Source organism: Cylindrospermopsis sp. CR12 (assembly GCF_001432185.1).
GTDB lineage: Bacteria > Cyanobacteriota > Cyanobacteriia > Cyanobacteriales > Nostocaceae > Raphidiopsis > Raphidiopsis raciborskii.
In genome coordinates this window covers 109,499-115,795 of sequence record NZ_LMVE01000011.1, presented here as the reverse complement: position 1 = coordinate 115,795, position 6,297 = coordinate 109,499, and the positions used below count along the sequence as shown (strand labels likewise).

Sequence of the window (6,297 nt, the reverse complement as noted above, 5' to 3'; positions counted from 1 at the left end):
CCCTTGTCACCCGGTAAGATGTCCAATATAGTTCCAGCGGGTATTTCTATCACGGAAAAAGTAGTTGCTGAAAGCGGGGTTGTGAATGCAGTGTCGGGAATTATTTTTAGGAATCGCCTTTACGATACCATTTTTGAAGTTATTGTATTTACAATTGCCATTTTAGGATGTAATTTTTTACTAGCCAGTGAAAATCCATCTTGTACTATTTATCAGTTCAAAGATAGAGCATCTATCACCCTAGCTCGTTTGGGAGCAACTATTGCAGCGTTAGTGGGTATAGAATTAGCAATTAGAGGACATCTGAGTCCTGGGGGGGGATTTGCTGCAGGTGTTGCGGGTGGAACAGCAATAGGTTTGGTAGCAATTACTTCATCTTATCAATGGATGCAGGATATTTATCAGCGGTATCATGCAGCTATATGGGAGAAGATTTCAGTTTTGATTTTTATCGTGTTATCGGTGGTTACTTTATCAGGATTTGAGTTACCTCATGGAGAACTGGGGAAATTATTTAGTGGTGGGATCCTACCCATATTAAATATTATTGTTGCAGTGAAGGTGGCGTTGGGATCTTGGGCGGCGGTTTTGATTTTTATTCGCCATCGAGGTTTATTATAGTTGTTAATTAACTTTAACTTGTTGTTTAAAGCTAACCTACGAGGCGATGCGATCGCACTAAACATGTATGCTGGAAATTCCTGGGACAGTTCTCAATTAAGTTCAGATGTCCCTGGGAAATTCTAAGCAATTCCTGTTCCAATCCTAGCATTTCGCTGGGTCTAGGTTAACAGGAGGAATTATATCCCAAAACCAGGAGTATTCGGGGGGTAAATTCTATTACAGTATTCTTTCAACTACGTCTTGAAGGGAATAAGGACAGTCTTGTGGCATATCTATTTCAGCCTCTTTCATTGCGTCTAATCGGGCAGTAGGATACATTTTGTTTACCCACTCTTGACAAAAATAGCGTTTTAGGCTAGGACTATCCTCCAAATATAAATCAAGATTCTTTCTCTCCCTTTCAATGGTAATTTGCCAACTTCGAGAGCGTTTTTCAGGTTGGTGGTCCCATTTAAGTAAGTGATGGAGAATTAGACGAAAACTACTCAATAATCTATCTCTCTCTCGTTTAGACAAGTCTCTAATTTCCTCTACCAGATTATCTATATCTAGATCTTCAAAACGTTTGGCAGCAATTAGGTCGGCCATCCTTTCCGACCATAGGGCAAAATCTTGCTCATATAGGGATATTTGAGACTTCATTTGGAGATCCAAAATTGGTGACCAGGATATTTTGCCATACTTTAGAGCCTAGAGTTCACTTCTTTGATGAAAAATTCCCCTGAAAATCAGGATAGAATTAATTAGGCACTTATTAGTCATTAGTCGTTCATCTAATCGTTAATCTAACTATGTCCTCTGGTATCACTGTCGAAAAGAAAAAGTTAACAAAACCTCCCCTGAAACTTCATTACTTAGGTGACCGGGTTCTCCGTCAACCTGCTAAACGGATCACTAAAATAGATGATGAACTTCGTCAACTGATCCGAGATATGCTCCAAACTATGTACAGCGAAGATGGTATTGGTTTGGCCGCACCTCAGGTGGGAGTTAATAAACAGTTAGTTGTTATTGACTGTAACCCTGATAAGCCGGAAATACCCCCATTGGTATTGATTAATCCTGTAATTAAACAAGTTAGTAGTGAGCTTTGTGTTGCTCAAGAAGGGTGTTTAAGCATCCCCAAAGTTTTTTTGGAGGTCAAACGCCCAAAAATTGTAGAAATTGCCTATAAAGATGAATATGGCCGTCCTCAGACCCTAAAAGCTGATAATTTGTTGGCAAGATGTATTTTACACGAGATGGATCACCTCAATGGTGTGGTATTTGTTGATCGTGTGGAAAATTCTCTCAGTTTGACGGAGGAACTGTCTAAAAATGGTTTCTCTCATCAAGCTGTTAAACCATTAGTCGAGGTGATCTAGCTGTGTATTTAACTCCCAAAAGTGGTCTGTTTTTAGGTGGTTCCTGTGTAACAGCGATCGCTGCTGTTGGTTCGGTATTTGAACTTAGTTATGGGCAACCTAATTTTGGTTTCCAAACCACTGCTATTATTTTGGCTATTAGTATTCCTGTGACCGTCTTGTTGTTTGTTGCTGCGGTCAAGGACGCACGGGCGAATATTAAATAGGGGTTGGAGTAATCTCCCTATCTACGGAAAATCGCAGGATGCTGCAATGGCTAAACCCAGTAAGGTGTTATATTCCTCAACCTGAATGGAATAAGCACCAAATCTGGCCAGGTGAGGATTCATTATTTGTGCGTCAAACACAAGAAATTTCCTCTCCCGCAGTCTTTCTACCAGTTTAACCATGGCTACTTTGGATCCTTCGGGGATGTGATAAAACATGGACTCACCAATAAAAGCACCACCGATGACAATTCCTAGAATCCCCCCTGCTAATTGATCACCTTGCCAGGTTTCAAAACTGTAAGCATAACCAGCTTGATACAATAACCAGTAGATTTGTTGCAGTTGGGGGGAAATCCAGGTAGTTTCCCGATTGGCACACCCCCTAACTACTCCCATAAAATCCCGGTTGATCTTGACTGTGAATCTCTGTTGATTGAGAGCCCTTTGTAAGGACCTAGGATAGCGGAATCTTTCATCTAGGGGAATTAGGGTGTGTTCCTTACTTCTGTACCATCTAAGTTGATTATACTCATCGGCCATGAGAAAATATCCTTGAGCATAACCTTGAATAATAATATTAACATCATAAGTATCATCAGTATCACGTTTCATCGTTTTTTAAAAACACCAGAATTCAAATGAACCAACCTATTTCTCCTATTACTTTACCACCTGCAGAAAATCCCCAAATCGAGGGGGAATGGTTACAAAAACGACTTCTACAGTGGTTGGATACGGAATTCCTCCCGGAAGTGGTTAATCAGAAAATTGCCCAGCGCGCAGCCCAGATTTTTGTTAGACAACGTATGGAGGGGGAAAATGATTTGGGTTCCTTGGTGATTGCTATTGTGACCGAAATGCAGTCTTTTGATTTTTCTAAAAGCTTTTATGGGGAATTTGCGATCGCCAACGCAGTTAGCGATCTGTTATTGGATAGTTTAGGGATTGACCGTTGTTGTGGGTACTAACGGGTAACTATTATTTGAGTATGACAGTAAGCAAACCGGTGAACTACCGAACCCAGTCTATGGATACTTCGTTCGCAGCTGAACAAGTACAGTTTAGACTTTGGCGAAACATGAGTTCAGGTGAAAAAGAATCTCTATTTAAACGAATAACAAAACGCGGTTCTATATTAGCATTAGCGGGAATTAAAAGCCAATTTCCCAATGCTTCACAAGATATAATCAGAGAATACTATATTAGAAAGCGATTGGGAGATAAGTGGGCTGATTTATTATCAGGTTTAAAATATGAGAGAGATTTAATGATAGAGGATCCAATTTGGTTAGCACTGGAGTTAGCATCTATCTTGAGTTCATTGGATATCATTTATTATGTGGGAGGATCAGTTGCTAGTTCTCTCCAGGGGGAGGTGAGACTCACCCAGGATTTGGATGTAATCGCCAACATTGAAAATAGTCAAATTCAGCCACTAATTAGGTCCATGACAGATCAATTCCATATCAGCTATACTGCTGTGGAAGAAGCTGTGAATGGAAAGACTTTATCATTTAATGTCATCCATTTAACTACCACGGAAAAAGCTGACATTTTTGTGATGAAAGAGGATGAATTTTCCCTTTCTCAAATGTCTCGTCGTGTGCTACACCTTCCGGATGGGGATAGGACTAAATCTTTCTATATCTGTACACCGGAAGATACAATCCTACAAAAACTCCTCTGGTTTCGGATGGATAACAGCGAATCTCAAAAACAGTGGCGAGATATTTTAGGTGTGTTAAAACTCCAAAAGGAACTTCTCGACTTTGACTATCTTGGAGAATGGGGGAAAAAATTAAATTTAACAGACCTACTTCTACAAGCTCTAAGAGAATCTGGGAATGGATAGCCACCCAAACTATTATAGTATCTCATTCCTCCTTTTGTGTATTCTGTTTAGATTGAAAACTCTGTTCCATGACATTTTGAATTGTTTGTAGATCGGGTTTTTTACCACCCATTAAATCTCCAAAATAAACACAAGCAGCTTCACCCAAAGACCAGGTATAAGCACCCGCCCAAGATGCTGCAATTACAGTGCCAAAACCGGGGATAAATTTAATTAATTCTCTTCCTATAGCTTGAGCCAAAAAACCACCCGCAATTGTACTAACAATTCCACCTGCTTGGGAAGGGGTCAAAGTTTGACCATATAATTTGCCCAAAAGTCCAACCATGGAAACTTGTAAAGCTGTTAAAACTGGCATAGTAGTGAAGGGTAAAGGTACTGCTGCTAAAGTAGTGGCCATAATGGAAAAAGGTAAAATATATCTTCTAGCGGTATCACGATAAATATTGCCTAATTTATCTCCCGCTTGTTCATCTAACAACTGATAAATTGTCTTAGCTTCTGCTTCTGGTAAAAGACTGGTTAAACTATCTCGGAATGCTTCTAGTCCATAAAAAACTGGACTATAACCATCTTCCTCTAAGGTAAAATCTACCAGAGTTGCTCGGTCATATAACCCGGAAAAGTTAGCTTTAATTTCATCAAATGCTCGATTAATTTCTGCAAAATTTGGTGGATAATCAGGGTGATTTTTCATATCCGGTGGATAGATTTCATGTAAACATGTTACCGCCAATAAACAGGGAATATGTGTATACTGCTGACGTAATTTTTGGGCAATATTTCGTAGGGTATCGGTGGCAAAGTCGTTGATTTTTACAGTTAGTATGAAAACTCTTGCTCGCTTGGTTCCAGTATTTAAATCCTTAATTATCTCTTGAATAATAACCTCTGTATCTTTGTCAGTATCGCCCAAACCTACTGTGTCTGTAAAAATAATTAATGGTAAATCATTATTAGGATAGATATATCTTTCTGTATTTTGAGTGTGGGGACGAAAACCCTGACCAATAATCTCTGGAGACACACCTGTAAAACCCCTAACAATTGAACTTTTACCAGTTTGTGGTTTCCCAAGTAATAAAGCTTCTGTAGTGGGTAATTGACTAGTAACTGTGGCCAAAATTTCTGCCACTTGACTATCATTAATACTAAACCATTGTTGTACACTTTGTTTCCCTTTCTCTACAGCACGGGAAACTAATGTTTGCCAATAATTGACCGGGTTAACATCTGATTTAGTTTCGGACTGATTCGACTCAGCAAAATTTAATTCTTTTATCACTTCACCAACTGACTGGTAACGTTCACGGACAGATGCTGTCATTTTATCCAAAATTCTTCCCAGTTGGTCAGTGACAGAATTAGTACCTAGATGGTTACGCCATAAAAATTTTTCTGTTGTGGTATCATAAAAGCTAGTAGGGTCAACATTAGTAACCAAGTACATACAAGTTACACCCAGACTATATATATCACTACTAAATGTGGCTTGACCTCTAATTTGTTCCGGAGCGCAATATTCCATGGAACCAATAACTGTACCCTCCTTCATTTCAGCTTGTCCATCCACCACTTTAGCTGCACCAAAATCTACTAAGAAAAGTTTACTGTCCATAGCACGACGAATTATATTTTCTGGCTTAATGTCACGATGAATAACCTGCTTTTCATGGACAAATGCTAGAATATTTAACAACTCTATTAATAGTTCCCTTATCTGGGTGGTGGAGAACACTCCTTTTTTCTGGAGTTCTACCTCCAAAGTATCACCTTCTATATACTCTTGAACTAAATACTGACGATTATCCTCAGGGTGGGTAAAATAATCGAACAGTTCTGGGATTTGGGGATGTTGGCCCAACTCCTCTAACTGTCTTGCTTCTTGATTAAATAGACGGGATGCTTTGTCAATAGTGTCTGTTCCTTGAGCTTGGGGTAAAAATTGTTTAATGACACATAAAGGTTGGGAGGGTTTTCCCGTATCTGTTGCTAAAAATGTGCGTCCAAACCCTCCCTGTCCCAGAATTTTTCTGGGAATGAATCTTTCTCGCAGGATTAATTTGCTACCACATTTTTGGCAGTATTTACAATTGTCTGGATTGTAATTTAAGCAGTGCGGATTTAGACAGCAGATTGTATTCATCTTACTCACGCCCATATGAATTTTAAGTTGGTAGGATTCTTGTCAGTAATATAACGAGTATAATACAAGATGGTAATAAAATATGGTTTGATGATAGCGTAG

The 6,297-nt window shown here is 39.2% G+C and carries 8 protein-coding genes and 1 pseudogene; 5 read left to right on the top strand and 4 right to left on the bottom strand.

Annotated features, from left to right (window positions below; translation table 11 throughout):
• The first annotated feature begins 18 nt into the window (after window positions 1-18).
• Window positions 19-621, top strand: a complete 603-nt coding sequence (locus ASL19_RS01525; protein ID WP_072149057.1) for a Na(+)/H(+) antiporter subunit B — start codon at window positions 19-21, stop codon at window positions 619-621.
• 219 nt (window positions 622-840) lie between these two features.
• On the opposite strand, the gene ASL19_RS01520 is transcribed toward ASL19_RS01525, so the two are convergent.
• Window positions 841-1,266 (bottom strand): DUF29 domain-containing protein, encoded by a 426-nt coding sequence (locus tag ASL19_RS01520; protein ID WP_057176995.1) that lies wholly within the window; start codon window positions 1,264-1,266, stop codon window positions 841-843.
• Window positions 1,267-1,415: 149 nt separating this feature from the next.
• On the opposite strand from ASL19_RS01520, the gene def reads away from it, so the two are divergent.
• Both def and ASL19_RS01510 read left to right on the top strand, forming a co-directional pair.
• Window positions 1,416-1,988: a peptide deformylase gene (def, locus tag ASL19_RS01515; protein ID WP_057176994.1), complete on the top strand. Its 573-nt coding sequence runs from the start codon at window positions 1,416-1,418 to the stop codon at window positions 1,986-1,988.
• A gap of 2 nt (window positions 1,989-1,990) precedes the next feature.
• Window positions 1,991-2,194: a hypothetical protein gene (locus ASL19_RS01510; protein WP_006277992.1), complete on the top strand. Its 204-nt coding sequence runs from the start codon at window positions 1,991-1,993 to the stop codon at window positions 2,192-2,194.
• Window positions 2,195-2,215: 21 nt separating this feature from the next.
• On the opposite strand, the gene aat is transcribed toward ASL19_RS01510, so the two are convergent.
• The gene (gene aat, locus ASL19_RS01505) at window positions 2,216-2,809 is read right to left on the bottom strand and encodes a leucyl/phenylalanyl-tRNA--protein transferase (protein ID WP_057176993.1); all 594 of its coding nucleotides are present in this window, start codon (window positions 2,807-2,809) and stop codon (window positions 2,216-2,218) included.
• A gap of 26 nt (window positions 2,810-2,835) precedes the next feature.
• On the opposite strand from aat, the gene ASL19_RS01500 reads away from it, so the two are divergent.
• Window positions 2,836-3,165 carry a hypothetical protein gene (locus ASL19_RS01500; RefSeq protein WP_006276054.1) on the top strand — a complete coding sequence of 110 codons (330 nt, stop codon included), beginning with the start codon at window positions 2,836-2,838 and terminating at the stop codon, window positions 3,163-3,165.
• Between the two features lie 59 nt (window positions 3,166-3,224).
• Window positions 3,225-4,049: a hypothetical protein gene (locus tag ASL19_RS01495; protein ID WP_235528895.1), complete on the top strand. Its 825-nt coding sequence runs from the start codon at window positions 3,225-3,227 to the stop codon at window positions 4,047-4,049.
• Between the two features lie 22 nt (window positions 4,050-4,071).
• Here ASL19_RS01495 and ASL19_RS18385 read toward each other — a convergent pair whose 3' ends face one another.
• Window positions 4,072-5,376 (bottom strand): YcjF family protein, encoded by a 1,305-nt coding sequence (locus tag ASL19_RS18385; RefSeq protein WP_057177007.1) that lies wholly within the window; start codon window positions 5,374-5,376, stop codon window positions 4,072-4,074.
• A gap of 81 nt (window positions 5,377-5,457) precedes the next feature.
• Window positions 5,458-6,195 (bottom strand): annotated as a pseudogene (locus tag ASL19_RS18380) (protein kinase); the annotation flags it as partial.
• Window positions 6,196-6,297 lie beyond the last annotated feature (102 nt).

Bases quoted from the DNA above. Each gene is read 5' to 3' on its own strand.
- ASL19_RS01525 (WP_072149057.1), top strand. From the start codon at position 19: ATGTCCAATATAGTTCCAGCGGGTATTTCTATCACGGAAAAAGTAGTT.
- ASL19_RS01520 (WP_057176995.1), bottom strand. From the start codon at position 1,266: ATGAAGTCTCAAATATCCCTATATGAGCAAGATTTTGCCCTATGGTCG.
- def (WP_057176994.1), top strand. From the start codon at position 1,416: ATGTCCTCTGGTATCACTGTCGAAAAGAAAAAGTTAACAAAACCTCCC.
- aat (WP_057176993.1), bottom strand. From the start codon at position 2,809: ATGAAACGTGATACTGATGATACTTATGATGTTAATATTATTATTCAA.
- ASL19_RS01500 (WP_006276054.1), top strand. From the start codon at position 2,836: ATGAACCAACCTATTTCTCCTATTACTTTACCACCTGCAGAAAATCCC.
- ASL19_RS01495 (WP_235528895.1), top strand. From the start codon at position 3,225: ATGGATACTTCGTTCGCAGCTGAACAAGTACAGTTTAGACTTTGGCGA.
- ASL19_RS18385 (WP_057177007.1), bottom strand. From the start codon at position 5,376: ATGACAGCATCTGTCCGTGAACGTTACCAGTCAGTTGGTGAAGTGATA.